Consider the following 25,066-nt stretch of genomic DNA (forward strand, 5'->3'; position numbering starts at 1 on the left):
CTCATCGCGCACCTCCCGGAGCGGGTGACAATGTCGGCGACGATGCCGGTGCCGACACCGCAGGCGTGTATTCGGGATCGCGGCTGTACGCCGTCACCCTGAACCCGAAGGGGTTCTCGATCGCCGTGCGTTCGCGCGTGAAGACGGATGGCCGGTAAGTGAAGGCGAGCGTGATAACGAAGCGCTGCGGCGGCTCCGCGTTATCGATGCCGTTCTTCCACGTCGTGCGCTCGATATGCACGACAGCACGGCCCGGTTCGTCCGGCACGAGCGTCGTCGAGAGAATGCGGATGCGCCGCTGCGTGTTCGCCCCGAGCTGGCGGTCCAGTGCATCGGGGCCGCTGTAGATCGCCCGGTAATCCCGCGCGACACGGTCGTCGCTCATGTCGAGCACCCGGTCGTAATCCATCTGCAGGAGACCCCAGTCGTAGCGCTCGCGCGAGCGCACGTACACCTCCACCCAGTGCTTGTCCTCGATGTCGCGCGTATGCATCTGCTTCGCGTCAAGCACATCGATCACCTGCGCCTCACCGGTCAGACGGTCGACTTCGATCGGCAGCGGCACGACCCGGTAGAACGGAACCATCACGGCCAGTGCGACCGCGCACAGGATCGCGATCACCACGGAGGCCGACGCCACGTGCCATGCCCGATGCTCCGAGCGCTCCTGCAGATGCGTGACCGACACTTCGAAATCGAGTGCCCGGCGATAATCACCTGATTCACGGGAGTCACGCTCACTGGAGTCACGCTCATTGCTCATGGCCATCTCCATCGGACAGGGAAGCCGGTGCCACGCGGTTCACCGGCACACGGTGCAAGCCATCAGGCAGGACAGGTTTGGGTGGATTTCCTGAACATCCATTAATCAGCATAACTAACTGGATTGCAAAGACTGCAACGACGGACCGGATCATGTCAGCCTCCTTGGTTTCCGAACTCAGTTACCAAAGCTGGCAGGCACCATCTGGTCCTGCAGCCGTGCGGTATTGCCGGCGCGCTTGAGCACGAGCTCCTGCTGCTGCTCGGCGATCAGCCGGTCTTCGGAATCGGCCAGCATCCGGAAGAGCTGCAGCTTCGCCATCTCGTTACCGACCGCCGTGCTCTCGATCTGGATGCGCGCCTGCAGTTCCCCGATGCCCTTCTGATCCTGCGTCACGTCAATCTGCTGCATCAGGCCCTGGATCTGGTCGAGCTCCTGCAACTCCGTCTGGTACGCCTGGATGCCGAAGGCCTTGTCCTGGAACGGCTTGTTCAGCGCGCGCTGGCAGACCTGCTGGTCGATGCCGCTCTGATCCTCGCAGTTGTAGATCTCGCTCGCCGAGCGCAGCGTCTGTGCGCTGCCCGTCAGACCCGCATATCCGCCGCTCCGGATCGCCGTGTAGATGGACTGCCAGTTCGACGGCAGCGAATTCGACAGGACCGGATTGCTCATCAGTTCGCCAAACCCGCGCGTGCCGCTGAGCGACTGGTATAGCTGGAGTTCCTGCTGCACTTCCTGCTTCAGTTGCCCAACGGTCGCGATGGCCTGAACCACGTTCTGCGCATCGAAGACCGGGATGCCCTGTGCATGGGCCGAGGGCATCGTCAGCACGACCACAGCCGCCGCGACAGGGGCAATACCGATATGGATAGGTAACCTGATCATGACTATGACCCTCCTGCGTTATCCTGGTCGCCGAGGTGCTCGCGGGCTACGCGCTGGTAGGCGGGGATCTGACCGGCACTGCCTCCCGCATTCGCGCTACCGGCTTCCCCGCTGCCGCTGGAAATCCGCCCCCCAGCCCGACGCGGGCCGTGTCCAAGACTTACGAGCGAGCCGAGACCTCTCACGGCATCACGCGACGCAAATCCGGCAACAAACGCACCGAACCCCGACAGCGTGGCGCCGCCGGCAAGCCCCGAGGCGACAGCCGGCAGCTGCCAGCCGATGGTTGCCAGCAGCAGGGACGTGATGAACAGGCTGAATGCCGCACCCCAGGGTGCTATAGCGGTGAGCACGGCCTGACCTGCTGCAGCGAGCACCGAAGCGTTAGTGTCGGGCGACGAAGTCGTGACGTTGAACGGCGCGAGATTGGCGGAGAACGCCGTGAGTGCCATGCCAAGAAATGCTGCGATCAGGATCTGCAGCAGCGCATAGTTGGCAATCTTTGCGGTCCACGCCTCGAAGAATCGTGCGGTGGGGCCGAATGCCCCGCAGGCGATGAACAGGGGGCCAAGACCGAGCACCAGATCCAGCAGCATCCTTGCCATCGTGACCTCGAAGGCCAGAACCATCAGGAAAATGGCTCCGCCCAGCCCCACGATGAACCCGCCAACCAGATCACCGATGCCTGCGACGATGCCACTGACACTGAAACCTTCGTGCGTCGCCTTGTCGAAGTAGGCATCCATCACGATGTCGATCTGACGGTCATAGCAGTCGAGCGTCTGGTAGATGGCGGACGCGCTCGTGCCGGTCACGCTGCTGCCACTCACCGTTCCACAGCCAGGGTTGCCTGCACTGGCATTGGCCGCCGCGGTCTGGACCGTCCGGGCGAGGCCCGTCGTCGCCCCTTCGACTGCTGTGACGACCTGTGACTGATAGATGCCCGCGCCGAGCGCAAAGGCGAGCATGATGGCGACCTTCAGGCCACGCCACGCGAATGCAGGTACCGACTCATGAGCCTCGCCGCGCACGACGGCGAACCCGTAGGCGATGATCCAGATCGTCAGGGCGGTTGTGACCACGGGCACCAGCGCGCTGGAGAGGGCCGAGGACACGCTCGTGACATACGTCGACATGCCGTTCTCGAGCGTGCCGCCGACTGAAGTGAAAAGGCCGCTCAACGTGCACCTCTTGCCGACAGACGCCCGGCCGGCGCGTTCAGGGCGGCCCCGATCGCACGACGCTTCGCCAGCCGCTCATGAAACACGGGAAGCCACGCGAGAGGATCGTCGCCGACCTCGGCACGGATCCCGTCGAGCAGTTCGACGTTGTCCGTCGTTCCCGACAGCACGTCGAGCACGTCGCCGAGCCCGGCCAGATCCAGCCTGCCGATGGCCGAACGGTGGCCCTGCTTCACAAGGAACAGGCGACTGTTCTCGCCAAGAGACCGCACGATGTTGAATTCGGCCTCGGTCAGCTTGAAGCCATCCACATAGTCGTCGTAGTCGGCACGCGGGTTCGGCAGGAAGAAGAACGTCGCGGTCTGCTCAACCAGCGCCCGCGCGATGTCGCTGCCCAGCACATCGGCCGGGGACTGCGTATCAAAGATGCCCAGACCGTTCTGCTTGCGGATCGTCTTCTGCTTGTCCTTTGCGAAATCCGTGAAGACCGGATCGCCCAGGCGCTTCCAGAATTCGGTCATCACATAGACGAAGCGCCGCCCGTCGATCAGGCTTTCGGTCAGCTGCAGCAGATACATCGTGACCGGCGTCGACACCTCCGGATCGTCGAGCAGTTCCGTATCATCGAAGCCGAACAGCTGGTTGTGGCTGAAATCCAGCAGGTTCGACGGGTTGTCCAGCACCCAGCCGAGCCGCCCTCCTGCGCACCATTTCGTGAGCCGCGCGTGCAGGCTGTTTTCGCCCACGGCGGGCAGCAGTTGCCGCACCGTCGACAGGCGCCGCAGCCGCCGTTCCATCCGTGCGACCTCGCGCACGGCACGCGAAATGTCGAGTTCATCCTTCGCCGACAGCAGCGTGCCGGTGTGGACCAGCCGGCGCACCAGCCGCTCCCAGAAGTCCAGCACCGCTTCGTCCGGATCGAGCTGGAACGGATTGAGTCCCGTCGGCACGCCCCGCCGGAACACCGTGTAGCGGCCACCCATCGCCCGGATCGCGATCTCGGTGCCCCGGTCCTTGTCATAGACGACGCCGGTGAAGCCATACTTCATCGCCATCGCAAGGAGGAACAACTCCAGCACCGTTTTGCCGGCACCCGCCTGGCCGATGATCTGCGTGTTGGCGAGCGCCTTCTCGTCAGCGGACTCCTTCTTCTCCGCGGTCGCGTGGAAATTCAGGTATAGCGGCTGGCCACTCGGCGTCTTCACGATCGTGATCGCCTCGCCCCACGGATTGCCGTCGCGCTTGCCGGTGGCGAAGTTGTGCAGGCTCGCGAGTCCGCAGAAGTTGCGCGAGGTGAGCTTCGCCTCGCGGGGCCGGTAGCGCCAGTTACCAGGCAACTGGGCGAACCAGGCGGCGTCCGCCACCAGGTCGACCAGTGCCGTCTGGAAGCCGACATCCGCGAGCTGTGTGCGCGCCTTCGCCACGTGCCGCGCGACCTCGTCGGGCCGGTCGCCGAGCACGGCCAGCGAATAATGATATTCACCGAGGACGAAGTCGCCGTTGATCAGGTCATCGAGCGCCTCATCCATTGCATTGACCTGCGACACCGCCACGTCCTCGCCCGCGATGAGCTGGTTGCGCTGACGCTCGAGCGCCTCTTTCGCCGTGGGACGGTCGAGGATCGTGAAGCTCTGGGTCTCGATGTATTCGAAGTCGCCATAGAGCAGACCGTCGAGCATCCCGGGCTCCGTTTCTTCCGGGTAGTCCTTCAGGTCCAGTAGCGCCGCATAGCGCGTCGCCCCCGGCATGCGGATCTCGACCTTTTCGGTGCGGAAGAAAAGCCGCGACGTCGGCAGCGCCTCCGCTATCCGGCCGGCCGGCACCGGTACCGGCTCCCACACAGCGTTCACAAGATAGCCCAGGAACTCCAGCGCTGCGGAAAACCGGACAGGCCGCCGCGTGTAGCGGATCGGCTTCCTGTAGACGCCAAGCGCCACCGGATCCCACGGCTTCAGGCCGGATTCGACCTGCGCGGCGAGCTCTGCCATCACTTTCAGGGCCTCATGCTGGTCCCGCCGGATATCATCGGGTGTGCGCCGCGCCGCCTGGCTGAAAAGACGCCCCAGGCGCGTGCGGTGCGGCCGGTACACGAGCGTCAGGTACAGCTCGTTGGCCATCATCCGGTAGCCGGCAAAGCTCGCGTAGTAGCGCGTCGCGAGCTCCTGGCAGAACGGGTTGCCGTACGGCGTGGCGAAGTGGTCGGTCACGCGCCGGCGGATCCGGTGCGACCACAGGCCGACGTGACCACCCGGCAGGCTGCGCACGAGCTGGTTGAAACCTTCGTGACGCACGAGGATGTCACCCGGATCCGCCGCCTCGAAGGCGATGCCGGCGATCTTCCAGACACGCAGGTAGTCCCCCTCGCGCGTGCGGATTACCTGGTCGGTAACATGCGACGAGAATGGCACGAAGTCCGCGAGCACAACCTCACGCTCGGCCACGTCGACAAGTTGCGGCTGTGCGCCCATGTCAGCCCCTCCTCCTGGCGCGGAATGGCACGTAGGCGTGCGCGCCCCAGAAGCGGCGGTTGCGCTGGCGAGACACCATGCGAACGCGCAACGCGAACTGCGCCAGGCGCTGGTCGTCGTGGCGCGTGACCGAGCGCATCGTGACAAAGATGGGGATGAGGACTAGCACGATGCCGACACCCACCGGCGGGCTCGCGAGTAGCGCCCAGATTGAGGGGATCAGGACGCCGCCGCCCGCCATGAGGAATGGCACGAGTGGCACTCCCCAGAGCATCGCGGGTCGCGTGCAGCCCTTGAAGACGGGATCCCTGAGTGGATTCATGCGTGGATTCATGTGCGCCTCCGCATCAGCTTGTCGGGATCAGCATCGCCGCGATCACCGTGGCGCAGCCCACGAACAGGCCGCCGATGAACACGTTGGCGATGTCGCCAAAGCGTGCGTGCTGGAACATCATCTTGAAGCCCGCCCAGATGATCGAGATCGAGCACACCACCGCGCCCACGCTAAGGAGCGTGGTCTGGATCGTCGTGAGCAGCGTGTTGACCTGCGAGAGCTGCGCGTATGCCGGCGTCACCGTCAGCATCGCCACGGGCACAATCGCGAGACTGCGCCAGGCATGTCGCGCCGATCCGTGCGAGGGAAACCGTGACAAAATTTTTCCGAATTTGATATGTTGTCCTGATTTCATGGATTACTCCTGTCACGCATGTTGTCTCTGCTTTCTCAGAACACCACAGCGCTTTCCTGCGTCATGTCGTCTGCCTGACCGGCCTTCTGGTCCGTCCTGCCGTCCCCGGGGGACCCGAAGCCAGCGCGACTACGGGATGGGTCGGATCGCGCGGCCGTCGGTCGGGAGGGAATGACGGGAATGGGCGAAACGTCGGTGGCAATGGCCGGAACCACCGGATCCGGCCGCGCAACCTGGGCGACGACCCGCTGCACATAGCCCGTCCGGAATCCGCTGGAAAAGTCGCCGCTCGCGTAGCACGAGAGCCCCGCGCGCAATGCGTTCTGCGCTTCCGGATGCCTGAGCCGCGCGCGCTCGAAGCAGCCCTGGAGGATGGCCGCGCTGGCGGCGAGATTGCGGCAAGGATCGAAAACGGCCTGCGGCGTCAACCCGAGCCGGACCCAGTTCGCGCGGTTCACCTGTGCGAGTCCTGCGCTGTAATTCCACCCGCCAGCCTCCAGTGCGCGTGTGGTCTCAACGGCCTCATCGAGGTTCGCGGGCTGCCGCTGGAGGCGACCGCGTACCACGCCGATTGCGTACGGGTTGAAGCCTGACTCGACCCGCACGATGGCTGCCATCGTGGCGGGCGCCACGGCCGGCGCGCACTGCTGTGTCAGGGCAAGAAATGCGGCGAGCGGAATCATTCGCCACCTCCCTGTCCGCCCGAGCTCCCGGACGCCCGCTCGAGAAAGAGGCGCGCCGACTGCGTCGGCTCATACGGAACCGCCGTACTGCCAGCCCCATAGAACTCCGTGATCGTGCGGTCTGCACCTCCCGCATCCCACCAGACCCGCGTGTACAGTGCGCCGTCGATCTCAACGTTGATCGCGCCACGCGCATTGCACAGCAGCTCGCTCTGCTCGGAGCCACCCCAGTACAGCAGATCCTCGCGGCAGTAACCGGCACTCGCAAAGATGTTCACCGCCGACGTTCCCCGTGAGCCGCCTGCTCCGAAGTCGCAGGTCGGAAAAGGATCGCCGTGGCGTAAGGCCACCCACAGTTTCTCGACTGGCGGGACGCACTCACCGTACTGTTCAGGCCCACCGGGATTGGACAGGCACAGGATCACCTGGCAGTCCCAGTCGTCGGCACGGGCGGTGCCAGGCACCAGAATTGATACACCGATAATTGCAGCGATGACGGCTGACCAGCGGCGCAACGCCCGCAGCAGCGCGTGACCGGGGACCGCAATATCGAATGGGATGGCAGCCTCATGCATCGCACACCTCCGCATCGCGAAGGCCGTGCACCGCATCGTTCCCGATTACATCAAGCCGCCGTGTGAGCACATTCAGACAAGCGGTCACCGTCCGCGACGCTTCGGCTACCCCGACGTCCTGCGCGGCAGCCTGGCCGTACGGCACCAGGGGGGGGTCAATGCGCCCGACGGACCGCAGACGAGGCAGCCAGGCGTATCCGTGGGGAAAGGCCCGGTCCACGATCAGCCACTCACGCAACGTCGCTTCCATCATCTTCACCCAAGCCTCTTCCATCGGCGAAGGGACATCGACCACCGGCAGAAGCCCGGCAAAGCGCAATGCCGGATTCAGCCGCGCGCGGACATTGCGTATTCCGTATGTGCCGTTGATGACCGCGGACGCGCATTCAACACATTCCGGTGACATCGCGAGAGGGCTCAGCACCGCATCCGCCAGCGCCTCAGCACAGACAGCGCGCAGGTCCGGCAGGATGGGCGCATCGATCAGGCACACGTTGAACCGCGGCGCCACGACAGACAGCAGATGACGAAGGTTCGCATAATAGCGGGTGCGTGCGGGATCATCGCGCGAGCGCAGACCGTCAATGGCGTCGGCGCTGAGGACGCGAACGCACCCACCCGTTATCCGGTTGGTGCACTCAGGCAGATCCGGCGCACGGTTGCCGGAGCCTGTCGTGTTATGCCCGCGGCTGGCGAGCATCTGTGCGCAGCGCGGCGGCTCAGCAAGGTCCAGCACGAGCACGCGCCTGTGGTTGATGCGATGCAGGTGACGGGCAAGCAGGCAGGTCAGCAGCGTCCTGCCCGAATTACCCTTTGCCGAAATGATCAGAAGCGATTTCATGGTTCATCGTCCTCAGCCGCACCCGAGGTCGATGAACCTGCGAAAAAAAAGAACCCGCGGCGCCAAGGAGGCTGACCGTGGGCTCAACGGGGGATCATTGCATCAGCGCCAGAAAGCAGAAAAGCCTGCAGATGCAGGCTTTTTGCGAATGCGTCTCGGCACACCACGTCGTCGCACAGACATCGAACTGCGGGGCCGCTAACGCGTACTCGGTCGTGCGTGGCACGTTGACCGGATCAGATTGTTGGCTTCAATCTAGGCGAGTACGTCGCTCAATGCAAGGGACCTCAGGCGCCGCGTCGTCCTTTCATTTACCCATGTGTTCCCGGGTGTTCCCACTTGTTCCCAAAAAAAATTTCACGTCCAGCCGTTCGCCTCAACGTTCCTTGCTGCAGCGGCGTCGCTCAACAACACAACGTGCCGGCTGCGGACCAGCACGAACCGGCTCGGCGATGCGCCCACTATCTGCCTCCGTCCCGGTCGATCAGCCATCTTCACGATCCTGGGTAATCCTGGGTCCAGCCATCCAGGACCCGTGCGAGCGCCGTCCGTGCAGCGGCAAGTTCCAGCTCAAGGCATTGAGCCGGGCGCCGCGGTATACGCAGTCGACGGCAGACCACGTCGCGACGCGCACGCCAGAGATAGACCATGCGGAGCAGGTCACGATGCCGGGGATGCAGGGTCCGCCATGCTTTCGTGATCCGCGCCGCATCGACCGGATCGTAGGCGCCGCGCGATGCGTTACCCCAATTCTCCAGCCGCCGGCGCAGAGGTGCAGAAGCGAGATCGCGGCTCATGGCGCGCCTCCTGACGCATGCCCCATTTCGTCGTCGCGCGCTGGCACAGGCACCCGGTAACGCGAGGGATTCTCGAGAAACGTTTCAATGTCCGCCGCGCGCCATCCCACCAGGCGACCACCCAGTGGCACGGCCGGTGGAAATGTTCGGGCCTGCATACGCCGGTAAATCGTTGAACGTGACAGCCCCGTTATCTCTTCGACCTGACGGCGGCGCAGGATCCTGTGCGCCTCACTGTTCGCAGTTGACATGGCCTTCCCCCAGAAAAGATGCCGGTCTCGGGTTGCCGGCACATGAGGGCATTCAAGCAGCAGTCGCGTCCGGATTCCAAACCCGTCTTATCGACGGGAAGCACCCGTCGGGCGTGGCGAACGACGTATGGGCGACGCGGAACGTATCAGCCATCGACGGCGGTGATTATCGCGGTCAATCTCGCGAATGCGAAGCGTAGAATGGCCAGCATCAGACGTACGGGGGTAGTCTGGCAAAGGTCGTACCCTCGCATCGACCAGGAGAGACGTTCGTGCTGTCTTCCGATGAATGGCAAAAGCGTACGGTTGAGGATGGCGTCGTGCGCTGCCCGGCATGCGAGTCGCTGAATGTGACGATGGGGGCTTCTGCTGTAGGCACGTACACCGTCTACCAGGAGTACGTGTGCGAAGACTGCGGGTACGAATTCCAGGCCATGTTTGGCCTGATCGGGTGCGTGCCCGGAAGCAACAACCAGGACGACGATGCGCGAGGCATTGTTCCGCCAGCAGGCAACTGAGTACATCGGCCTGGAACCCGGGATACGGTTACAGGCATGCAGGCGTTGCGGTCCTGCAGAGCCGCTGGCGCGCGCTCGTCCGAAGCGACTCAACCGTGCCTGGGAGGAAATCTCCAGCGACGCCGGGCGGCTGCGCGGCATGCGCTCCAGAGATTTTTCGTCACGCTCCGACTGCCCTCGCGGCTTGAGTGCGACGCATTGCAACACGCGACGCCGGGATCCGAGGCGTCATCCGCCGCGTTATGGAGGGATTCCGATGCGCCGACGTGCCGGTTTCGTCACCGGTTTTCCGGGCATCCAGGCATGCTGGACAGGGTCGGCTAGAACTTCATCCTGATGCCCGCACCCACGCTATTGCCGGACGACACGCTGGTCATCGTGTCGTACCGCCATGCGGCGTAGACGTCCGTGCGTTTCGAGAGCGGGTAGTCGTATCCGAGCACCACCGTCGACCAGCGGATATCGGCGCCCTGTGCAGGCCGCCGGAGCGTGCCCGCCCAGGACACCAGTATGCTACCCGTGCCGGCCTGGGCGCTCAGCCCCACCTGAATGGTATCGTCGGTGAGCTCGTTGTTGTTGGTCACCCGTTCGTACTGCAGATAAAATTTGACGGTTTGCAGACGATATGCCGCTCCGGCCAGCCACGCGGTCTGTTCCGTGGCGCCGTTCAGGAAAAGCGACGCGGTGTGAAGACTCTGGACGGCGGCGGTCGCAGAGAACGGCCCCGCGAAATAAAGCACGTTCGCACTGTAGTTCGCCTGCCCGACATGCCCGGCGATGCCCGCATTGCTGTACAGCACACTTGCTGTCAGGCCGCCCGCCTCTGGCGACTGGTAGACGATCGAATCGTCAATCGCCGTATCGCTTTGTACCGGCGCGGCTCCCATCGCGGAACCCAGAAACGTGTGGACCACCATGGGCGAGAAGACGAACGAGTTGCCGAACGGGTTGAACAGCAGCGTGGAGACGAACAGCAGTGAATCATTACGCCCCAGTGTCAGCTGACCAGATTCCCCGCTCAGGCCAACGAACGCCCTGCGCCCAAAGAATGACTGTCCGTTGTATGCTCCTGACTGGCCACCGTTGATCCGGTAAAAGCTTTCGAGCGTGAAGATCGCCTTTGTGCCACCACCCAGGTCCTCGGCGCCTGACATGCCCCAAAACGATGTCGAAAGCCCTCCTGAGCCTACCTCCCACGCGTTGCCCACCGAGCCCGGTGTACGTACCACCCCGGCGAAGGCATCAGCCAGTCCGTAGAGAGAAACGGACGACTGCGCGTGCGCCACGCCCACGGTGGCGCACAACGATAGCGCGGCCAGCCCCTTGCTCCATCTTCCCCGCACGTCCCTGCACATTTTCTTCTCCTTCATCGTTTGTGAGTGTTCGTTTCTTCGTTTGAAGTGCGCCTGCCTGACAGCACGGTTTATCGCCGCGCGTCACCCCGGCCTGACGCGTGCGAGCGGCCTTCCGCGCTCGGCCAGTGCAATGGCGATGAGCAGCTCGCCCGGTGCCGGTGAGTCGGGTACGCAGAGCGACACCGTGTCGAAGTGGTCGAAGCTCCACATGTCTGTGACGCTGTGCACGGGAATATCGACGCATGCGCCAGCGGGCCCGCGCTTCGTGACGGATGGCATGATCGAAGACGCGCCAGGCAGGCAGTCGCGTACTGCCTTGCCGAGTCGTGGATGCAGGAGCGCCGCTCCCCATTCAAGCGGTACCCCTGTCCCAACAAGCGCCGCCTTCCCGTAACCCTGGATGTCTTGCCCCGTGCAACCGAGCGCAAGCAGCGCGCGTGCGGTGAGCAGCTGGCCGAGTTCGGCGCCCGTCGCATAGAGCGCCTCAAGCTCGCAGGCGGCATCCGGGCCGGTCGTCTTCAGTACGGCAGCGGCCACTATCTGACGGTGCGGCGGAGTCACTGGCGTGCCGAGTTCCGCGCACCGTTCAACGAGATGGAGCACAATCCGCGTGATCCCGGCGTTCATGGCGCGATCTCCGTGTCGCCCGCGTTCTGCAGTTCGGGACCCGGTGCCGGAAATTCCCCCCTCGCCAGTTCGTACGCCCGCGCTGCGCGCAAGACCAGGGCATCGCTGCCCCGACGCCCGATAATCTGCAGGCCGACAGGCATGCCCCCCGCGAATCCGCACGGTACGGATATCGCAGGCACGCCAGCCTGGTTGCACCACGCTGTCAGGACGGGTGCCTGACGCAGATGGGCGGGCAGACCGGGAACCGGAGGTGGCCCGCAATGAAACGTCGGTGTGAGCAGCAGGTCGTAACGGCCGAAGAACGTTTCCATCGATGCGCCGAGTGCGTGACGGGCAAGCAGTGCATCGGCAAACGTTGCGGTGTCCACCTGTGCTCCAGCATCCGCCAGTGCCTTCAGATCGGGATCGAGCAGTGTCCTGTCCGCCTCCTCCATATGCCGGACTCGCTGCGCGAAGAACACGGACCACTGGACCGAATGCATGCGGCCATTGCCGTAGTAGTCCGCAATCGGCCCGACATCGGCCTGACTGACCGTCGCGCCGAGTGCACTAAATACGCCCGCTGCCCTCTCGACACACTCCGCGATTTCTGACGCCACCGACACACCGTCCGGGACGGGGCACCAGGCGACCCGCAGACCCGCGACGCCGTTGTCGAGCGCGTCGCAATAGCCGGACGGACTGCCCGCTCCAGGAGGCCTGTCGTCATTCGCCCAGGTCACCGCATCAAGCATCAACGCTGCATCGCGCACGGTTCGCGCAATCGGGCCAAGTGTGGACAGTGCAGTCCACGACGCCGTATTGCCCGCCGGCACGAGCGCGAACGTAGGCTTGAACCCAACCACACCGCTCCAGCAGGCCGGAATCCGGATGGATCCGCCCCCATCGGTCGCAAGCGATAGCGGCCCCATGCCCAGCGCAACCGCGACCGCCGATCCGCCGCTGCTACCTCCCGGTGAGAGGCGCGTATCCCACGGATTGCGCGTCGCGCCTGTCAACGGACAGTCGGTCACAATCTTGTTGCCGAACTCAGAGGTCGTGGTCTTGCCAAACGGTATGGCGCCCGCACGACGCAGCCGTGCGACGGCCGGCGCATCGGCATATTCGCGGTCCGGCGAGGCGGTCCTTGACCCGTGCTGTGTCGGAAGACCGGCCACGGCGACGAGATCCTTGACCGATACCGGTACGCCATCGAGCGGACCACACGGCTCGCCGCGCATCCACCGGCGCTCGGCTTCGCCGGCCGCCGACATCGCCCCTTCCTCGTCGAGGGCGCAGAAGGCGTTGACTACCGGATCGAGCTTCGTGACCCGGTCCAGTACCGCGCACATGACCTCCACAGGCGAGAGGCTGCGCTGCCGGAAGCCGACAACCAGCTGACCTGCATTCAGCGTGAGAATTTCGCTCATTCTGTAGTCCTTATCTATTAGCACACAACATTCCAAAGCGTGAGGAGGGCACGTCTATCCTTCACAGACCGGTGTAACGGGGCCAGTGGATTCCAGGATCGAAAAGCTGTTATCGGCAAGCGCCTGCCCGATCCGTGTCTGGCAAAGCACATGGCCCCCGTCGTGACTCACACCGGTTTTGCCACGCGGCAGCGCAACGGAGACGGCGGCCAACGCAGCCCTCACGCGCCCGGCGTCGACACTTCCCGCCGACCGGACGGCTTCGGCGAAAAGACGAATGCCCGCGTAGGTGTTCTCGCCGTGCGGGAGCACCACGGCATAGCGGCCGAGGCGGGGGTCGCGTGCGTCGGCGTAACGGGCTGTATAGCGCGTGAGGAACGCCTGGTTTTCCGGGTTGTCGATGCTCATGAAGTACGACGACACGCCGATCGTTCCGGTCGATGCACCTGTAGTTGCAATCGACAGGGATTCGTGCGCGATGTCCGTCACCAGCTGCGGTTTCATCGCGAACGAGCGGTACTGCTTCACGAACGTCACCGGGTCGTCCCCGATGCTGTGCCACACGATCTGCGGATTCGCGCTGGCGACCTGTTGCAGGACGGCCCCATAGTCGCGCGTGCCGAAGGGCAGCCAGTAGACGCCGAGGAACTTGCCGCCGTGGCGGGCCACCGCCGCCTGCAGTTGCGGGACCAGCACCTTCCGGTTGCTGCCGATATCCGACACCACTGCGCAGACGGACCGCCCGCCCTCACGCATGAGCCACGCAATGAGCGGCTCGATCCGCTGGCTCGCAGCGAGCCCTGTCGTGAGCAGTTGCGGGTCGCACCGCCCTTCATCGAAGTTGGGATAGACGATGAGCTTTCGCGCTGCCCTCGCAGCCTGAAGGGCCGCCTCGCGCTCAGACGGCAGCACCATGCCCGTGATCATAGCCACGTCGTCACGCATGAAAAGCTGCCGCGCCTTCTCCAGCGTCACGGCCGTCGACATCTGCGTGTCCTCCACGCTCAGTTGCAGTGGCCGTCCCAGCAGCCCACCCGCCGCATTGATCTCATCCACCGCCAGGGCGGCACAGTTACGGTTGGTCTGTCCCACGCGCGTCAGGGGACCGCTGAGCGGCGCGAGCAGGCCGATCTTCAACGGCTCGGCGCCACGCGCGAACGGAGCGACAGCCGATGTGGCGAGGGAGGCAGCCGCGCCAAGCAGCAGGGTTCGGGAAAATTCACGTCGGTTCATGCTTTTTCTCACTGGATTTCACTGGATGTTTTCAGGGCGGAAGTCCGGCACGACCACGGCGGCCGGAGAGAGATAGCGCGCAAGCGGGTGTTCGCCCTTTCTGCCATGTCGCGGCTCAACGGCGCCGGCATGCACGAGCCGCCCGTTGCTGAGCACGATGCAGCGGCGCGCGCTCTGAAGGACGAGATCGAGGTTCTGTTCGACCAGGAGCACCGCCAGCTTCGAGCGACGGCAGAGCTCGGGAATCACCTCGCCGATACGCTCGACCAGATTGGGCTGCACGCCGTCGGACGGCTCATCCAGCAGGAGCAGTTTTGGCCGTCCGCACAGGGCGCGTGCGATGGCGAGGACCTGCTGCTCGCCGCCCGAGAGCGTGCCGCCCTGCTGCGACAGACGCGTCCTGAGCACCGGAAAGTAGTCGAATACCTCGTCGAGAATGTCCGCCCCACCGGCGGCCTGCGTGCCCATCAGCAGGTTCTCGCGCACGGTCAGTTTCGGAAAGATCCAGCGCCCCTGCGGCACCAGCCCGATACCCCGGCGTGCGATCTCGTGCGTGCGCAGGCCCTTCAACGGCTGGCCCAGGAAAGCGATCTCTCCACTCACACGCGGCAGCAGCCCCATGACTGCCTTCACCAGCGTGGTCTTGCCGGCACCGTTGCAGCCGAGCACACCGACCACCTCGTTCGGCAGCACGTCCAGCGTGAGGTTGTGAACCACATCCACGTCGCCGTATCCGGCGCACAGATTTTCAATGTGCAGCATGTGTCGCCCTCCGCCCCAGATAGATGCGGCGGATCTCCTCGTCGTCCGCGATTTCCGCATACGATCCCCGTCGAACCACCTCTCCCCGGTGCATCACCCACGTCTCGCATGCGAGGGACTGCACGAAGCCGAGGTCGTGTTCGATGGCGAGCACTGCGCATTGTTCACGCAACCGGTGAATAAGCCGCACCAGCCGCTGTGCGTCCTTCGCGGACAGGCCGGCTGCGGGTTCGTCGAGGAGCAGCAATGCGGGCTGGCACATGATGGCCATGCCGATCTCAAGCCACTGGCGCTCACCATGCGGCAGATGCGAGGCGAGCTCGCTCGCCTGCCCCGCCAGACCCACCTCTTCCAGCACTGCGTCGGGATCCGGCATCGGCGTAGCCCGGTAAGCCGCGACGCCAAGACCGGCCACCACCAGATTGTCGCGCACGGTCATCGTGAGGAAGGTGTTGGTCCCCTGGAACTTGCGCACCACGCCATGCCGGCAAAACGCGTGCATCGGGCGGCCGGTCATCCGTTCGCCATCGAGAGTCAGCTCGCCGGAGCCGGGGGCGATCGCGCCCGACAGCAGGCCAACGAGCGTGCTCTTGCCCGCCCCGTTCGGACCGATCACGCACAGCAGGTCGCGTCGCGCGATGGTGATGTCGACGCCCGCCACGGCGTTGATTCCACCGAATGCGCGCGACAGGTTGGTGCCCTGCAGAAACTGGCCGTCCATTACCGTTCCTCCTGAGCGTGTCCGGCGCGGTGAACCGGCGGCCTGCCCCAGACCGCTCGACCAGCCCGATGCGCGGCCTCCACCAGTTCATGAAGTCGCAGTCCTTTCGGCATGAACAGCACACAGGCGAGAAACAGACCGCCGAGGATCAGGGGCCAGCCGTCCGTGCTGTAGCTGGAGACGGTCTGCCTGACCAGTGTCAGAACGACCGCGGCAATGACAGGACCGCCAATTCTTCCCCGGCCGCCGATGGCCACCCAGAGGATCACTTCGGTCGCAAGGAGCGGCGAGAACACGTCCGGGGCCACCACCCCGGAGCAGGCCGCCATCAGCGCGCCCGCGATTGCGGCAAGCGCCGCCGAGGCGACGAAGACGAGCAGCAGGTGAAACGACGTGTGATAGCCACACGCTTTTGCGCGCCACTCGTTGCTCGCGATCGCATCAAGCACCTTGCCGTAGCGGCTGCGGCACACGAGCCATATCAGGGCAGTCGCGGCAAGCAGTACAACGGCTACCGTGTACCAGGAGGCGCGAGGACCGCTCATGTCGAGCGTGTGGCTACCCACGCTGAATGACAGTCCCGGGATACCCAGGATGCCCGTGTCGCCCCCGGTAATCGACTGCCAGCTGACGGCGAGCTGCTGGGCGACGATCAGCACGGCGAGGCTGATGATGGCGAAGAAGTGAAGCCTCACCCCCGCAAAGAGCAGAAAATACCCAATCACCGCGGCGACTGCCACAGCGCAGAACATACCCACCGCCAACCCTGTCACGGCCGCCTGTCCGAACTGTACGGTCGTGATGGCAAATCCGTAAGCACCGAGACCCAGGAACGTCGTGTGCCCGAGCGTGAGCACCCCGGCCCGCCCCCAGAGCAGGTCATAGCTCAATGCGAGGATCCCCATGACCAGCGCATCGCGCACCGTCGACAGCAGCCAGGGTCCGGCAAAAAAAGGCACGATTGCCACGGCTGCCATTGCCACGCTCCACATCAATAACGGCGAAACATCCCTGGGGCCGAGGGCGGGCTGTGAGAGCCAGAGCCGCAGACAGCCTGCGTGTTTTCCAGACATACGCTTTATCCTTTACCGAGAAGCTGATGAGCCGCGCTGAATCCTGGAATCAGCCCTTGCGGTCTGAACCGGATCACCACAATGGAGAGGACCAGCACCACCGCTGAAGCGAGAGAGGGATCGACGCGATAGCTCAGTAACGTCTCGGCCGTACCGATGACTGCGCTGCCCAGAATGCTGCCCGCAATCGAGCCGATGCCGCCCAGCACGATCACGAAGAACGCCTTGGCGAGATAGGAGACGCCCAGATGCGACTCCACCGAAACCATGGGCGCAACGAGTACGCCGGCAAGCGAAGCAAGCGCCGCGCCGCCGCAGAAGGCAATACGATTCAGGCGCCGGGTGTCGATGCCGGTGGCCTGAGCCATCACCGGGTGCTGGATCACGGCACGCAACTGCATACCAAAGCGCGTACGGGCGAAAAGCAGCCAGCACCCTGCTGTTACGATGAGCGCAACAGCGATCACAAAGATCCGGTAGGCCGGATAGCTCCCCCCGGGGACCGGAACCGCTCCGCCGAACGGCGCGTACACCAGCATCGGCTGCGTGCCGAAGATAAGCTCCAGTGCCTTCTGCAGGATCAGGCTGACGGCGTAAGTCGCGAGAAGGGTGTCCAGTGGCCGGTCGTAGAGCAATCGGATGATGAAACGCTCGAGGCACCATCCGAGGAGTGCCCCGGTTAAGGGAGCCGCCAGCAAGGCGAGCCAGAACGCCTGCTTCCCCGCCATCGCCTGCACGACAGCCAGCGTGTACGCGCCGATCGTGACCCACTCGGCGTGTGCAAGGTTCACGATGTCCATCATGCCGAACACGATGGCAAGGCCAAGCGCCACCAGCGCCAGAATGCTCACGTAACCAAGAATGTTCAGAATTGTCGTCATTGGCATAGGTCCAGGTCTTCATATCTGCGAGGGCGTCACCCCCATCCGTACAACTGGCAAACGAGCGGCTTTTCGGTCCAGACACCCCGCCGGTCATCGCCCGAAGAATTCCTTAGAACCGCTACTAAGAAAATCTTAGTAAAAACGGCGAGAAATTCCCAGAGACTCGCAGGATGCCGGGTAACCACACGACATCCTCCGTTTTTGCTATACGCCTGAAACAGGCCCGGTTACGCTCGGGCCTGACCCAGGAGCAACTTGGCATCCACGCCGGCATCGACGAGTTTTCCGCCAGTGCCCGCATCAATCAGTACGAGAGAGGCAAGCACTTGCCCCATCTCGCGATGGGGCAGCGTCTGGCGAGAGCTCTGCACGTCCCGACGTCTTTCCTCTACGAGGAGGACGACCTGCTTGCAGCCCTCCTGGTAACTGCGGCCGGACTCACGCGGGGAAAGAAGAAAATCCTCCTCGCAAATGCCGAGACGCTGACACAATCAACTTCCACAACCCGAAAGACAAGGTAATACTTAGTCTTTCGACTAAGAGTTACTTAGTAAAATCCCTGAGCGAATCCGGGAAACTCACCGGATGCCGCGCGATATACCCACTCCTGATGCCATTTTCCCCAGACGCCTGAAACAGGCGCGGCTGCGCTCGGGCCTCACCCAGGAGCAGCTTGGCATCCAGGCAGGCATTGACGAGTTTTCCGCCAGTACCCGCGTCAACCAGTACGAAAAGGGCAAGCACACCCCGGCCATACAGACGAGTCAGCGTCTGGCGCGGGCCCTGCTTGTCCCCACCGGTTTCCTCTACGAGGAGGACGACCTGCTCGCGAACCTGCTGGCGATCGCGGGCAGGCTCAGCAAGGAAAAGAAAAAGGCACTCCTCGCTAGTGCAGAAAAGCTGGCGCAGGAATAAACTAAGAATTCCTGAGTCTCGGGGCCAGCCACCTGCGACACCACGACTGGCGCCCTATCTCGTTCGGAACATCAACCCTGATCCACCAGCAACCCGTGCGAAATCCTTCGTGATGCTCCAACGCGATGTCCGTCAAACTCCCGTCATGTCCTGAGCCGAAACTATCACTCCGGTGGCACCGCACTTGTCATCGCTATTTATGATGATTAAATTTACGTCCATAAAATGAGTGTGTCAACGTCGCAGAATTGCTCGTTTACCCTGTAATTTGTCATATCTCCGGATGCTTGACATAGGCGATAGCTGCACCTAATGTCTATTTATGATGATTAATTGGAGACGACATGAGCAGTGATCTTTGCGATCTGACAGTACAGGAGGTCCACGCGCTTTATGAGGCTGGCGGCACCTCGCCAGTGGAAGTCATGGAAGCCGTACTTCATCGCGTTGAGCAGCTCGACCCGGCAGTGAATGCCTTCTGCCAGATCGCCGGAGATGCACTCGATATGGCGCGGGCGTCCGAGACACGATGGCATCGCAAACGGCCCCTCGGCCCGCTGGACGGCGTGCCGGTCAGCATCAAGGATAACGTCGCCGTCTCGGGCCTCGCCACGCGATACGGCTCACGCGTTACAGACGAAGTACCGGCGTCTCACGACAGTCCGTGCGTGGCGAGACTTCGCGAGTCAGGAGCGATCTGCTTTGCCAAGACCACCCTGCCCGATTTCGCCCACAAGATCGTCACCGACAGCCCACTGACGGGCGTGACACGCAATCCCTGGGATAGGGAGCGCACACCGGGCGGCAGCAGCGGCGGTGCCGCCGCCGCCGTCTCGTTCGGCATGGCGCCAGCCGCGATCGGCACCGACGGTGGCGGGTCCATCCGGATTCCCGCCGCTTTTACCGGCACGTTCGGCTTCAAGCCGAGCTTCGGACGTGTCCCGCATGCCCCGCGCGGCCCGTTTGGCCTGTTGAGCCATATCGGCCCTCTGACCCGGTGCGTGGCAGACGCCGCCCGCATCCTGACCGTCATCAGCCGGCCTGACAGCCGCGACTGGTACGCGTTGCCATTCGACGCCAGCGACTATGAACGTGGTCTCAAATGCAAGCCGACGCCCGGCGGCATCCGCATAGCGTACAGTCCGTCTCTCGGACTCGCCGTCACGCCGGAACCCGCTATCCACGAGGCGGTCATGCAGGCGGCCGATACCTTCCGTCAACTCGGTGCGCGAGTCCAGCCGGAAGACCCGCCCGGTATCGATCGCTGTAATGCAATCCACGCGACTCTCTGGCCGGCATGTTGCCGCCAGCTCACCGAAGGCATGGTCGACGGCGGTGCTGCACTCGATCCGTCATTGCGGGCCTACTCCGACGCGGGCGCCGGAATTTCGCGCCAGGCGCTGCTCGGCGCGCTGATCGAGAGGGGCGAACTCGGCGCCGGCGTCAACGCATTCTTCGAACGGTACGATCTCGTCATCTGTCCGGTTTATCCGCGCGTGGCGATGCGACTCACTGAACTCCAGGCCGGCGACGAACTGTTCCCCCACTTCACTGCATGGTGCAATCAGCTCGGGCTTCCCGCTGCCAGCCTCTACGCTGGCACAACGGCCGAAGGCCTGCCTGTCGGGATACAGATCGTCGGTGGTCGTCACGCGGATGCACTTGTGCTCTGGGCAAGCCACATCCTCGAACTCGCCTTTGGAAGGGCTCCGTTAGCCGAGCTGGCACGTACGTTTTCCTCATCCGTTGCCGGCCATAAAACGCACTGAGACCTCGTATCTGGCGGACATCCGGGCCTGCCGGACGCGGGTCCAGCCGTCGTATCACGACCCGCCCTTCCTGCCCGCATGCAGACCCAGATCCGAATCCAGTACCAGCTTTTGCCGTAAGGCTGCATGCACCTTGCGAAGCTGCGCTTCCGCTTCTTCCATGTGCGCGGCCATGAATTGTCCGACCGCGCTGGCGTCGCGCCGCCTTGCGGCATCCAGAATCGCCCGGTGCGCGGCGACGGTCTGTCGCCCGAACGCCTGGTACTCCTGCTGCGTGACGTTACCGGCCACGATCACGAGGCTGTGCAGCATCTGGTTGATGATCTGGCACGCGCAGCGAAGGAATGCATTGGGATTGGCCGCCGCGAACACATCATGAAAGTGAATGTCCTCATGTCGCTGGTCAAGCGCATGCTCATGACTTGCGACAAACGGCTCGCACGCCTCCACGCTACGCTCCAGCGCATCAATATCCGCATCGGTCAGATGTTCCACCGCGCCCGCGGCAAGTAACGGCTCCAGCACACGCCGCACGGCGTAAATGTCCTCCAGACTGATGCTCTCGAAAAACAGGTAGTTCTGCAGCGCCTGGAATGCGCGGGCAAACGGCACGCGTGTGATCGTGGCGCCGCCATCCGGTCCCGTACTCAGACGCACGAGCCCCTGCACCTCCAGTGCCTTGAGGGCCTCCCGTATGGAACCCCGGCTAACACTGAATATTTCCTGGAGCTCGGCCTCCTTGTTCAATCGCATACCGGAGCGCAGCCTTCCATCGGTAATCCAGCTCTTTATGAGCTCGGCCACCTGATCGCCGCGCTTGGTCGTGCGCGGCCCCCTGTTGTCCGGCTGCAGCAACGGCTTTTTTGCTGTCGTCTGTTTTCGCCCTGCCATTCGTCACATCCGTAGTTGGCCAGTCATCGTTCGGTATGGACGTCATTATCGTTCATCTACTGCCGACCTGGCCGCCTCACGTCACGCTGGCCGGCACCCTCCTAATGTTCGGGGGTGGCGATGCGACGTACCTGCTCCTACGCTCTAGACGAACGGCACGCGGGCAACTGCCCCGTGATTTCGGTGCGCGCGACGCCTCAGCGCACGCGCCCCATATGGGAGACCCGCTCATGACCCGAGACGAACAGACGTCACAACAAGTCCATACGATCGAGGGCATCGGTAGGGCCCTCGCGGATCGGGGACTCGATATCGGACGGCTTGCCAAGAGCATGCGCGCCGTCAGTAGCGAATCGGACGTAACCGGCCAGATCGACGGTCCCCCCTGGCGTGCGGGTGACGTGCGAGCTCTGAACATGAACCTCGTGCCAGCCGACCACGGAGGCTGCCCGGCCCTCCAGTCTCTCGTGGCGCGGGCGACATTGATGGCCTACCTCGGTGAGGCCGACGCAAGCCTCGCGCTTGCGTTGCCGGGCCCGGGACTCGCCACGCCACCTGTCCTCGCGCTCGCCTCGGCGGAGCAGCGAGCGCAGTTCTTCCGGCGATTCGAATCCGACACGCCGCGCTGGGGAGCCTTCGCCATCACCGAGCCCGACTGCGGCTCCGACGCCACCGCCATGCGTACCAGCGCAAGGAAGACGGACCGTGGCTGGGTACTGAACGGCACGAAGTGTTTCATCACGAACGGCGCGCGTGCCGACTGCGTGATCACGTTTGCAACCATCAACCGGCAGATGGGACGCTACGGTATCCGTGCATTCCTGGTGGAACGCAGCGCGCCGGGGTTCATGGTGTCGCGCATCGAGCGGATGGCTGGCCTACGCGCCACCCAGCTTGCCGTGCTCTCGTACGCCGACTGCGAGCTCACCGATGACGCGCTGCTTGTCCGCGGCGACGAGAAGCCGCTCGACGATGCCTTCTCGGGTGCGCAGCGGTCCTGGGACTACTTCAGGCCGCTGCTTTCCGCAGTCATGGTCGGTACGTGCCGGCGCATTCGCGTGGACCTCGTTGCCTGGCTCGACGCGGGCGGCAAGCCCGCCGACAACCGGCAAGGCTCGGCCGGCGTGTCAGCAGCCCTGCTCGACATCGACCGCCAGATCACGGCCGCATGGCTGCTCTGCCATTGCACGGCCTGGAAGACCGACCAGGGAACCGCCACGTCGATGGATTCTTCAATGACCAAGGCTTTTGCCTCCCGCGTGGCCGCACGGGTGACACGCGCTGCAATTGACCTTGCGGGTATCGATGGCGTCACCGCCTGTCCGTCGCTCGAACAGGGCTACCGTGACGCCAGGGCTTTCGACATCATGGAAGGCACCGGCGACCTGCAGCGGCTCATGATCGCGCGAGCCGCGCAACGATCGACGTCGCGTCCATGGAACATCGCGGAACCTGCCTAGCGACTGCATCGCCATGCCTGGCGACCAAAGTCCATAGACCTGATCAGGAGATACTCCCATGACCCATACCACCTCCGGTCCCGAACGCGAGGAAATCGCCGCTACCATCAAGTCATGCCTGCTGTCGGCCATCGGCAGCACCACGGCTGCGGAACTGGTCGCGGATGACACGAACCTGTTCGACGTCGGCGTCGACTCAATGAACATGACAGACCTGCTTCTTCAACTCGAACAGCGCTTCGGCTTCACGCTCGCGCCCGAAGATCTCTCATCCGACCTCTTTCTGCGTTTCGGCAATCTGGTCACCTTCGTGGAATCCCATGTACGACGCAACTGACCACGGGCACGGGCACGGGCAATTCTGCATCGCGGCAACGGCGCGGTACGTACCCCGGACGCGTGTGCGACCCGAAGTGCTGGTACGGGAGCCGGCGGCCACGCCCACCTCCGTGCGGGAAGCCGTCATGCAATCAGTCTATGCCGACACGCTGCGCTGGCGCCGGCAGGCGACAGCTCCCGTTGCCGTGGATCATCCGTCCGGGCGCGCCACAATGCCGGCACGCGTCACCAGCGAGCCACGCCTCAGCCTCTCGGAAATGGCGTCAGCCGTAGCCAGGGAGGCTGTCCGGCGATGCCCCCCGAAGGACAACCGTGCACCCGACCAGATCATCGTATGTGCCAACAGTTTTGAACATGATCTCTCGCTCTCGTGCGCGGGTCGCCTGCACAGCGAACTCGGATCAACGAGCGTGCCGTGTGCGATCGGACAGATCCAGGGCGTGTCATTTTTCCTGGCGCTGCAGGTGGCAACCGACATGATGGCCAGCGACGAGCGCATGCACGCCGCGCTGATTGTCGCGGCTGAACGGTGGCTGCCGCCATTCTCCCGCCGGACCGGAACGCTCACCGCATTGGGTGATGGGGCGGCCGCCGTGCTGGTCAGGCGCCACGCCGGACCCGGATGGCACCTACGCAGCGTTATGGTATGCACGCCCTCCACCGCCGTTTCCATTGCGCCGCACGAGACCTTTGTCGACGAAGCGGCCGTGGTCGAAGTCATCGGGAAGACGTGTGCGCAGGCGGGCCTGAAACCCGCTGCACTGGACTGGATCGTGCCTCCGCGCATCAACGCGGCCCTGGCATGCGAGGTCAGCGCCCAGGCCCGACTGCCTGCCGGGCGAATGTGGTATCCGGATCCGGGAGACATCGGTTACCTGTGTGCCGCAGACGCGCCCACGCAACTCGACCTGCTGTTGCAATCAGTTGCTCCGGCGGACGGTCAACGCATCCTGATGTGGTCGGCCGGCTTCCAGGGACAGGCCGCCTGCGCGATCCTCGAGTTTCGCGGGAGCTAGCGATGTCTGCGCCCCTGCCCGACTCCATGCTGTCCCTGTCCGGAATCGCATTCAGCCTTCCGTCCCGCACGGTCGATGCGATCACGTGGGCCAGTCGTTGCGGATTGCCCGAGGCGCGCGCGAGCGCACTGCTGCGCAACGGTGTGCAGCAGTTCCACGATGCTGCAGCGCAGTCACCGGTCATCTTTGCATGCGAAGCGGTTGCCGCCCTGCTCGAGGATACCGGCACGACACCCGCAAGCATCGATGCGCTCGTGTGCACGCACACGATCCAGAGCAGCGTCATGGCGCCGCCTGCCGGTACTGCCTCGTTCATCCAGTCCCGTATGGGCCTGACCCGCGCACTCGCGTTCTCGGTGATGCAGCAGAACTGCGTCTCGCCGATCGCAGCCATCCGCATGCTGCGAGTGCTCGCCGTCAGAGGTCGGCCCATCCGGCGGGCGATTGTTGTCTGCGCAGATGTGATGGGCTCGGGCTGCGATCATCTGCGCGCAATCCAGGACCTCGCCCTGCACAGCGACGGCGCATGCGCAATCCTGCTGGAGCGCGGCACCGACCGCAACTGCATCGCGGGACTGCATCTTTATACGGACGGTCGCTACTTCCGCGGCACCGACGACGATCTGCAGCCCGTGCCTGATGACCGGTACTACTGGTCGGCATTCACCACCATGCGCACGGCACTCGGACAGGCGGGCATCACGGGTAACGAACTCGTCCATGTCCTGCCCCACCACGTCAACCTTCCCGGATGGTCTCGCCTCGTGACCATGCTGTCCGTACCACAGGAGTGCCTTTTCACCGTGAACTTCGGGCACCTCGGCCATGTGTTCGGAGCAGACCCGTTCATCAACTTCCACACCGCGCCACGCGGGCAACCGGGCTCGCACTCCCTGCTGTTCTCCAGCGGGTTTGCCGGCTGCTTTGGCGCAATGGTGATCCGCCATTGATCCTGAAC

General features: G+C 63.9%; 29 protein-coding genes. 8 read left to right on the top strand and 21 right to left on the bottom strand.

The genetic code is table 11. From position 1 onward, the window contains the following. Position 1 precedes the first annotated feature (1 nt). The 12 genes from ACOCG7_RS09670 to ACOCG7_RS09725 form a co-directional block, all read right to left on the bottom strand. Positions 2-763 carry a type IV secretion system protein gene (locus ACOCG7_RS09670; RefSeq protein WP_347143651.1) on the bottom strand — a complete coding sequence of 254 codons (762 nt, stop codon included), beginning with the start codon at positions 761-763 and terminating at the stop codon, positions 2-4. Further along, on the bottom strand, positions 753-917 hold the full coding sequence (locus tag ACOCG7_RS09675) for a hypothetical protein (RefSeq protein WP_167363322.1): 165 nt from the start codon (positions 915-917) through the stop codon (positions 753-755). The genes ACOCG7_RS09670 and ACOCG7_RS09675 overlap by 11 nt, the downstream gene beginning before the upstream one ends. 23 nt (positions 918-940) lie before the next feature. Then, positions 941-1,648, bottom strand: a complete 708-nt coding sequence (gene virB5, locus ACOCG7_RS09680) for a P-type DNA transfer protein VirB5 (RefSeq protein WP_090518883.1) — start codon at positions 1,646-1,648, stop codon at positions 941-943. A 2-nt stretch (positions 1,649-1,650) separates the two neighbouring features. Next, positions 1,651-2,829 (bottom strand): type IV secretion system protein, encoded by a 1,179-nt coding sequence (locus tag ACOCG7_RS09685; protein WP_421375276.1) that lies wholly within the window; start codon positions 2,827-2,829, stop codon positions 1,651-1,653. Continuing rightward, the gene (locus tag ACOCG7_RS09690) at positions 2,826-5,297 is read right to left on the bottom strand and encodes a VirB4 family type IV secretion/conjugal transfer ATPase (RefSeq protein ID WP_421375278.1); all 2,472 of its coding nucleotides are present in this window, start codon (positions 5,295-5,297) and stop codon (positions 2,826-2,828) included. The genes ACOCG7_RS09685 and ACOCG7_RS09690 overlap by 4 nt, the downstream gene beginning before the upstream one ends. A gap of 1 nt (position 5,298) precedes the next feature. Next, positions 5,299-5,631: a type IV secretion system protein VirB3 gene (locus ACOCG7_RS09695; RefSeq protein WP_421375280.1), complete on the bottom strand. Its 333-nt coding sequence runs from the start codon at positions 5,629-5,631 to the stop codon at positions 5,299-5,301. Between the two features lie 13 nt (positions 5,632-5,644). After that, on the bottom strand, positions 5,645-5,986 hold the full coding sequence (locus tag ACOCG7_RS09700) for a TrbC/VirB2 family protein (protein WP_347143647.1): 342 nt from the start codon (positions 5,984-5,986) through the stop codon (positions 5,645-5,647). Positions 5,987-6,021: 35 nt separating this feature from the next. Beyond that, positions 6,022-6,669: a lytic transglycosylase domain-containing protein gene (locus ACOCG7_RS09705; RefSeq protein ID WP_421375282.1), complete on the bottom strand. Its 648-nt coding sequence runs from the start codon at positions 6,667-6,669 to the stop codon at positions 6,022-6,024. Further along, a complete protein-coding gene (locus ACOCG7_RS09710) occupies positions 6,666-7,244 on the bottom strand; it encodes a hypothetical protein (RefSeq protein ID WP_244745210.1) in 579 nt (192 codons plus the stop codon). The genes ACOCG7_RS09705 and ACOCG7_RS09710 overlap by 4 nt, the downstream gene beginning before the upstream one ends. Continuing rightward, on the bottom strand, positions 7,237-8,085 hold the full coding sequence (locus ACOCG7_RS09715) for a ParA family protein (RefSeq protein ID WP_244745211.1): 849 nt from the start codon (positions 8,083-8,085) through the stop codon (positions 7,237-7,239). Before ACOCG7_RS09715 ends, ACOCG7_RS09710 begins: the two co-directional genes overlap by 8 nt. 494 nt (positions 8,086-8,579) lie before the next feature. Further along, entirely contained in the window at positions 8,580-8,882 is a 303-nt protein-coding gene (locus ACOCG7_RS09720) for a hypothetical protein (protein ID WP_347143645.1), read from the bottom strand. Beyond that, positions 8,879-9,133, bottom strand: coding sequence for a helix-turn-helix transcriptional regulator (locus ACOCG7_RS09725; RefSeq protein WP_073431763.1), 255 nt, complete (start codon positions 9,131-9,133; stop codon positions 8,879-8,881). The genes ACOCG7_RS09720 and ACOCG7_RS09725 overlap by 4 nt, the downstream gene beginning before the upstream one ends. A gap of 272 nt (positions 9,134-9,405) precedes the next feature. Between ACOCG7_RS09725 and ACOCG7_RS09730 the strand changes: the two genes are divergently transcribed. Then, the gene (locus ACOCG7_RS09730) at positions 9,406-9,651 is read left to right on the top strand and encodes a hypothetical protein (RefSeq protein WP_073431762.1); all 246 of its coding nucleotides are present in this window, start codon (positions 9,406-9,408) and stop codon (positions 9,649-9,651) included. A gap of 320 nt (positions 9,652-9,971) precedes the next feature. On the opposite strand, the gene ACOCG7_RS09735 is transcribed toward ACOCG7_RS09730, so the two are convergent. The 8 genes from ACOCG7_RS09735 to urtB all read right to left on the bottom strand — a co-directional run bounded on the left by ACOCG7_RS09735 (position 9,972) and on the right by urtB (position 17,715). After that, positions 9,972-11,006, bottom strand: coding sequence for a porin (locus ACOCG7_RS09735; RefSeq protein WP_084561497.1), 1,035 nt, complete (start codon positions 11,004-11,006; stop codon positions 9,972-9,974). An 81-nt stretch (positions 11,007-11,087) separates the two neighbouring features. Continuing rightward, positions 11,088-11,633: an amino acid synthesis family protein gene (locus ACOCG7_RS09740; protein ID WP_073431761.1), complete on the bottom strand. Its 546-nt coding sequence runs from the start codon at positions 11,631-11,633 to the stop codon at positions 11,088-11,090. Continuing rightward, positions 11,630-13,045, bottom strand: coding sequence for an amidase family protein (locus ACOCG7_RS09745; protein WP_347143644.1), 1,416 nt, complete (start codon positions 13,043-13,045; stop codon positions 11,630-11,632). Before ACOCG7_RS09745 ends, ACOCG7_RS09740 begins: the two co-directional genes overlap by 4 nt. 54 nt (positions 13,046-13,099) lie before the next feature. Continuing rightward, positions 13,100-14,278, bottom strand: a complete 1,179-nt coding sequence (locus ACOCG7_RS09750) for an ABC transporter substrate-binding protein (RefSeq protein WP_073431759.1) — start codon at positions 14,276-14,278, stop codon at positions 13,100-13,102. Positions 14,279-14,296: 18 nt separating this feature from the next. Next, entirely contained in the window at positions 14,297-15,040 is a 744-nt protein-coding gene (locus ACOCG7_RS09755) for an ABC transporter ATP-binding protein (protein WP_073431758.1), read from the bottom strand. Further along, entirely contained in the window at positions 15,027-15,761 is a 735-nt protein-coding gene (locus ACOCG7_RS09760; RefSeq protein WP_073431757.1) for an ABC transporter ATP-binding protein, read from the bottom strand. Before ACOCG7_RS09760 ends, ACOCG7_RS09755 begins: the two co-directional genes overlap by 14 nt. After that, positions 15,761-16,834, bottom strand: coding sequence for a branched-chain amino acid ABC transporter permease (locus ACOCG7_RS09765; protein ID WP_073431756.1), 1,074 nt, complete (start codon positions 16,832-16,834; stop codon positions 15,761-15,763). Before ACOCG7_RS09765 ends, ACOCG7_RS09760 begins: the two co-directional genes overlap by 1 nt. Positions 16,835-16,839: 5 nt before the next feature. Continuing rightward, positions 16,840-17,715 carry an urea ABC transporter permease subunit UrtB gene (urtB, locus tag ACOCG7_RS09770; protein WP_073431770.1) on the bottom strand — a complete coding sequence of 292 codons (876 nt, stop codon included), beginning with the start codon at positions 17,713-17,715 and terminating at the stop codon, positions 16,840-16,842. Positions 17,716-17,888: 173 nt separating this feature from the next. Between urtB and ACOCG7_RS09775 the strand changes: the two genes are divergently transcribed. The 3 genes from ACOCG7_RS09775 (at position 17,889) to ACOCG7_RS09785 (ending at position 20,402) form a co-directional block, all read left to right on the top strand. After that, positions 17,889-18,239: a helix-turn-helix domain-containing protein gene (locus ACOCG7_RS09775; protein WP_073431755.1), complete on the top strand. Its 351-nt coding sequence runs from the start codon at positions 17,889-17,891 to the stop codon at positions 18,237-18,239. A 64-nt stretch (positions 18,240-18,303) separates the two neighbouring features. Beyond that, positions 18,304-18,633, top strand: a complete 330-nt coding sequence (locus ACOCG7_RS09780) for a helix-turn-helix domain-containing protein (protein ID WP_073431754.1) — start codon at positions 18,304-18,306, stop codon at positions 18,631-18,633. A 344-nt stretch (positions 18,634-18,977) separates the two neighbouring features. Beyond that, positions 18,978-20,402 carry an amidase family protein gene (locus tag ACOCG7_RS09785; protein ID WP_073431753.1) on the top strand — a complete coding sequence of 475 codons (1,425 nt, stop codon included), beginning with the start codon at positions 18,978-18,980 and terminating at the stop codon, positions 20,400-20,402. A 54-nt stretch (positions 20,403-20,456) separates the two neighbouring features. Here the strand turns inward: ACOCG7_RS09785 and ACOCG7_RS09790 are convergent, their stop codons facing one another. Continuing rightward, a complete protein-coding gene (locus tag ACOCG7_RS09790) occupies positions 20,457-21,293 on the bottom strand; it encodes a FadR/GntR family transcriptional regulator (RefSeq protein WP_073431752.1) in 837 nt (278 codons plus the stop codon). A gap of 230 nt (positions 21,294-21,523) precedes the next feature. On the opposite strand from ACOCG7_RS09790, the gene ACOCG7_RS09795 reads away from it, so the two are divergent. The 4 genes from ACOCG7_RS09795 (at position 21,524) to ACOCG7_RS09810 (ending at position 25,058) form a co-directional block, all read left to right on the top strand. Further along, the gene (locus tag ACOCG7_RS09795) at positions 21,524-22,753 is read left to right on the top strand and encodes an acyl-CoA dehydrogenase family protein (RefSeq protein WP_421375289.1); all 1,230 of its coding nucleotides are present in this window, start codon (positions 21,524-21,526) and stop codon (positions 22,751-22,753) included. A gap of 58 nt (positions 22,754-22,811) precedes the next feature. Beyond that, entirely contained in the window at positions 22,812-23,090 is a 279-nt protein-coding gene (locus ACOCG7_RS09800) for an acyl carrier protein (protein WP_073431751.1), read from the top strand. A 127-nt stretch (positions 23,091-23,217) separates the two neighbouring features. Beyond that, complete coding sequence (locus ACOCG7_RS09805) at positions 23,218-24,108, top strand: 3-oxoacyl-[acyl-carrier-protein] synthase III C-terminal domain-containing protein (protein WP_235004978.1); 891 nt, start codon at positions 23,218-23,220, stop codon at positions 24,106-24,108. A 2-nt stretch (positions 24,109-24,110) separates the two neighbouring features. Continuing rightward, complete coding sequence (locus tag ACOCG7_RS09810) at positions 24,111-25,058, top strand: 3-oxoacyl-[acyl-carrier-protein] synthase III C-terminal domain-containing protein (RefSeq protein WP_073431749.1); 948 nt, start codon at positions 24,111-24,113, stop codon at positions 25,056-25,058. Positions 25,059-25,066 lie beyond the last annotated feature (8 nt).

The sequence above is a fragment of the Paraburkholderia sp. DD10 genome (genome assembly GCF_049177125.1).
GTDB classification, from domain to species: Bacteria; Pseudomonadota; Gammaproteobacteria; order Burkholderiales; family Burkholderiaceae; genus Paraburkholderia; species Paraburkholderia terricola.

Coding starts and splice junctions, on each gene's coding strand:
- ACOCG7_RS09670 (WP_347143651.1), bottom strand. CDS start 763: ATGAGCAATGAGCGTGACTCCAGTGAGCGTGACTCCCGTGAATCAGGT.
- ACOCG7_RS09675 (WP_167363322.1), bottom strand. CDS start 917: ATGATCCGGTCCGTCGTTGCAGTCTTTGCAATCCAGTTAGTTATGCTG.
- virB5 (WP_090518883.1), bottom strand. CDS start 1,648: ATGATCAGGTTACCTATCCATATCGGTATTGCCCCTGTCGCGGCGGCT.
- ACOCG7_RS09690 (WP_421375278.1), bottom strand. CDS start 5,297: ATGGGCGCACAGCCGCAACTTGTCGACGTGGCCGAGCGTGAGGTTGTG.
- ACOCG7_RS09695 (WP_421375280.1), bottom strand. CDS start 5,631: ATGAATCCACGCATGAATCCACTCAGGGATCCCGTCTTCAAGGGCTGC.
- ACOCG7_RS09700 (WP_347143647.1), bottom strand. CDS start 5,986: ATGAAATCAGGACAACATATCAAATTCGGAAAAATTTTGTCACGGTTT.
- ACOCG7_RS09705 (WP_421375282.1), bottom strand. CDS start 6,669: ATGATTCCGCTCGCCGCATTTCTTGCCCTGACACAGCAGTGCGCGCCG.
- ACOCG7_RS09710 (WP_244745210.1), bottom strand. CDS start 7,244: ATGCATGAGGCTGCCATCCCATTCGATATTGCGGTCCCCGGTCACGCG.
- ACOCG7_RS09715 (WP_244745211.1), bottom strand. CDS start 8,085: ATGAAATCGCTTCTGATCATTTCGGCAAAGGGTAATTCGGGCAGGACG.
- ACOCG7_RS09720 (WP_347143645.1), bottom strand. CDS start 8,882: ATGAGCCGCGATCTCGCTTCTGCACCTCTGCGCCGGCGGCTGGAGAAT.
- ACOCG7_RS09725 (WP_073431763.1), bottom strand. CDS start 9,133: ATGTCAACTGCGAACAGTGAGGCGCACAGGATCCTGCGCCGCCGTCAG.
- ACOCG7_RS09735 (WP_084561497.1), bottom strand. CDS start 11,006: ATGTGCAGGGACGTGCGGGGAAGATGGAGCAAGGGGCTGGCCGCGCTA.
- ACOCG7_RS09740 (WP_073431761.1), bottom strand. CDS start 11,633: ATGAACGCCGGGATCACGCGGATTGTGCTCCATCTCGTTGAACGGTGC.
- ACOCG7_RS09745 (WP_347143644.1), bottom strand. CDS start 13,045: ATGAGCGAAATTCTCACGCTGAATGCAGGTCAGCTGGTTGTCGGCTTC.
- ACOCG7_RS09750 (WP_073431759.1), bottom strand. CDS start 14,278: ATGAACCGACGTGAATTTTCCCGAACCCTGCTGCTTGGCGCGGCTGCC.
- ACOCG7_RS09755 (WP_073431758.1), bottom strand. CDS start 15,040: ATGCTGCACATTGAAAATCTGTGCGCCGGATACGGCGACGTGGATGTG.
- ACOCG7_RS09760 (WP_073431757.1), bottom strand. CDS start 15,761: ATGGACGGCCAGTTTCTGCAGGGCACCAACCTGTCGCGCGCATTCGGT.
- ACOCG7_RS09765 (WP_073431756.1), bottom strand. CDS start 16,834: ATGTCTGGAAAACACGCAGGCTGTCTGCGGCTCTGGCTCTCACAGCCC.
- urtB (WP_073431770.1), bottom strand. CDS start 17,715: ATGACGACAATTCTGAACATTCTTGGTTACGTGAGCATTCTGGCGCTG.
- ACOCG7_RS09775 (WP_073431755.1), top strand. CDS start 17,889: ATGCCGGGTAACCACACGACATCCTCCGTTTTTGCTATACGCCTGAAA.
- ACOCG7_RS09780 (WP_073431754.1), top strand. CDS start 18,304: ATGCCGCGCGATATACCCACTCCTGATGCCATTTTCCCCAGACGCCTG.
- ACOCG7_RS09785 (WP_073431753.1), top strand. CDS start 18,978: ATGAGCAGTGATCTTTGCGATCTGACAGTACAGGAGGTCCACGCGCTT.
- ACOCG7_RS09790 (WP_073431752.1), bottom strand. CDS start 21,293: ATGGCAGGGCGAAAACAGACGACAGCAAAAAAGCCGTTGCTGCAGCCG.
- ACOCG7_RS09795 (WP_421375289.1), top strand. CDS start 21,524: ATGACCCGAGACGAACAGACGTCACAACAAGTCCATACGATCGAGGGC.
- ACOCG7_RS09800 (WP_073431751.1), top strand. CDS start 22,812: ATGACCCATACCACCTCCGGTCCCGAACGCGAGGAAATCGCCGCTACC.
- ACOCG7_RS09805 (WP_235004978.1), top strand. CDS start 23,218: ATGCAATCAGTCTATGCCGACACGCTGCGCTGGCGCCGGCAGGCGACA.
- ACOCG7_RS09810 (WP_073431749.1), top strand. CDS start 24,111: ATGTCTGCGCCCCTGCCCGACTCCATGCTGTCCCTGTCCGGAATCGCA.